Source organism: Desulfosarcina cetonica JCM 12296 (assembly GCF_001311845.1).
In the GTDB taxonomy this organism is placed as follows: Bacteria; Desulfobacterota; Desulfobacteria; order Desulfobacterales; family Desulfosarcinaceae; genus Desulfosarcina; species Desulfosarcina cetonica.
Map to the genome: position 1 here is coordinate 1 of NZ_BBCC01000411.1, position 1,913 is coordinate 1,913.

The window sequence follows — 1,913 nt, forward strand, 5'->3', positions numbered from 1 at the left end:
TCATCACGCACCCGCGGGGTGAAGCGGGCCGTCACCAGCCGCTCGGCAATATCGGGCCAGGCCTTGGCCATGGCGGCATCGTATTGCATCAGGGCCATTCCGGCACCCGCCCCGCGATCGGCGGCATGCATGGCTTTTTTGGATTCGCCGACCTGCTTGACCGTCGCCACGGCCCCAGGATCTGGCGCACCGGATTACCGAAACGCAACAGGGAGCAACGCCGGTACCGAAAACCAGGATACGCGCCCAGATCGCCACCAGCCAGCCCACCGGCCCCAGCCAACGCTGGGCCAGCTGCTGGTAGAGGCGCACATTGACCCCTGAAGCCAGGCGGCCCTCGTCCCCGCCAAAGGCCGCCACCGCCTGCTGCATGGCCTCGGCTTCGGCGGCGGCCATCTGATCGACGGCGGCCTTGAGCGCGATCTTCTCTTTTTCCGCTTCACGGTGGATGGACTGCTGAAGGTAGCCGCGCAGGCTGCGGGCATTCTCCATCCGCCGGTCAACGGAATACCCGGCACGGTTGTAGGTATCGACGATCAGCCGACGCAGCTGGTCGAACTGGTCGAGGGCATGCCGCGGCCGGGTGTTCGCGTTCCAGTCGGGCTGCTGCAGGTGGCTTCTGGCGGAAATATACAGGATGGCCGCGGGATCCACGGACCACGCCGCATGGATGTAAGTGGCGAATTCCGGCATGATCGAATCGGTCAGCTCGGCTTCGGCCAGGCGGTCGCATTTGTTCACCACCGCCACCAGACTCGCGCCGTTGAACAGCCGCACATAAGGAATCATGAAATCGGTGTGGTCGCGCCGTTTGGGATTTTCACCGTCGAAAACACAGATCAGCACGTCGGACAGGGTGATGGCCTGATGAATGATGGGGATGTGCGCCGCCTGCTGGGTGCTGTCCGTGTCCGGGGTGTCGATGAGAATCACGTTCTCCAGGGCCTCGGCCGCCTCGCTGGCCTGAACGCGGATGTTCTCCAGGCCCAGTTGCTCGACAAGCTGGCCGGCGTCGGATCGCTGCCGGCAAAAGGCCACCACCTGGCGGGTCGTGGGTCGCTGGTGGCCCGACGGGGAGAGGTGGTCATCTCCGGCCAGGCGCTCAGCAGGTCGATTTTCCCGACCCGCAGGGCCCCACCAGCGTCACCACCAGCTTGCGGTCAAAGCGTTCGGCCAACTGGTCCAGCATCACCAGGGCCTCGGCACAGGCTTTTTTCAAGCCGGCCGCCGGCCGCCACAGATCCACCCGTTCCAGGGTCTCGGTCATCTCGCGAATGTCCGCGCGGACGGTTTCCAGCTCGGCCAGGGCCTTTAAACGGGCCGTTTGCGAATCGATCATCAGGAGGTCTCCAATGCCCGCCGGCAGCGGGCCAGCGCGTTTTCCATGGATGCGATGCGCGCGGCGCTCTGATCGAGCACCTGCTGCGCCCGATCCAGCAGCGCTCCGGTAATCTTTTCCGTGAACAACGCTTCGATGCCGGTGAGTTTGTGGGTCAGCCAAGTGCGCGCCACAGGCTCCAGGAGTGCCTCCAGCTGTTTGAGGTCGGCTTTTTTCATACCGGCGGTGGCCGGGATGGCCACCAGGGCGTAAAGGTCGTTGAGGCCAAACAAACCGATCAGTTTCACCTTGATCCCCACGGCGCCGACGGCGTCTCCGGTATGCAGCACGTAGGTCACCGCCGCGGTGGCGGGAATGATATTGAGCATGGCGGCAACGGTCTGACGAATCTGGTCGACGGTGGTCATGCGCCGGCGCTGATCGTCGGCCAGGTGCCGCAGCTCCTCATCGAGACTGTCGGTCATACTGAAGAGCGCCTCCTGCCGGCCGAGCATCGCCTCCACCACGGCCGACCAGTCGACCCGGCCGAAAGCGGCCTGGACATCACCCAGGCACGGATGCAGGGGAATCTCCA

The 1,913-nt window shown here is 64.6% G+C and carries 3 protein-coding genes; all 3 read right to left on the reverse strand.

The window, feature by feature from the left end:
* Positions 1 to 3: 3 nt before the first annotated feature.
* Positions 4 to 1,041: a P-loop NTPase family protein gene (locus tag JCM12296_RS34455; protein ID WP_054702645.1), complete on the reverse strand. Its 1,038-nt coding sequence runs from the start codon at positions 1,039 to 1,041 to the stop codon at positions 4 to 6.
* A 61-nt stretch (positions 1,042 to 1,102) separates the two neighbouring features.
* A complete protein-coding gene (locus tag JCM12296_RS34460; protein ID WP_054702649.1) occupies positions 1,103 to 1,339 on the reverse strand; it encodes a nucleoside/nucleotide kinase family protein in 237 nt (78 codons plus the stop codon).
* The coding region (locus JCM12296_RS40785) for a hypothetical protein (RefSeq protein ID WP_172684261.1) at positions 1,339 to 1,913 on the reverse strand (575 nt) is incomplete at its 5' end. The genes JCM12296_RS34460 and JCM12296_RS40785, both read right to left, overlap by 1 nt.

Bases quoted from the DNA above. Each gene is read 5' to 3' on its own strand.
- JCM12296_RS34460 (WP_054702649.1), bottom strand. From the start codon at position 1,339: ATGATCGATTCGCAAACGGCCCGTTTAAAGGCCCTGGCCGAGCTGGAA.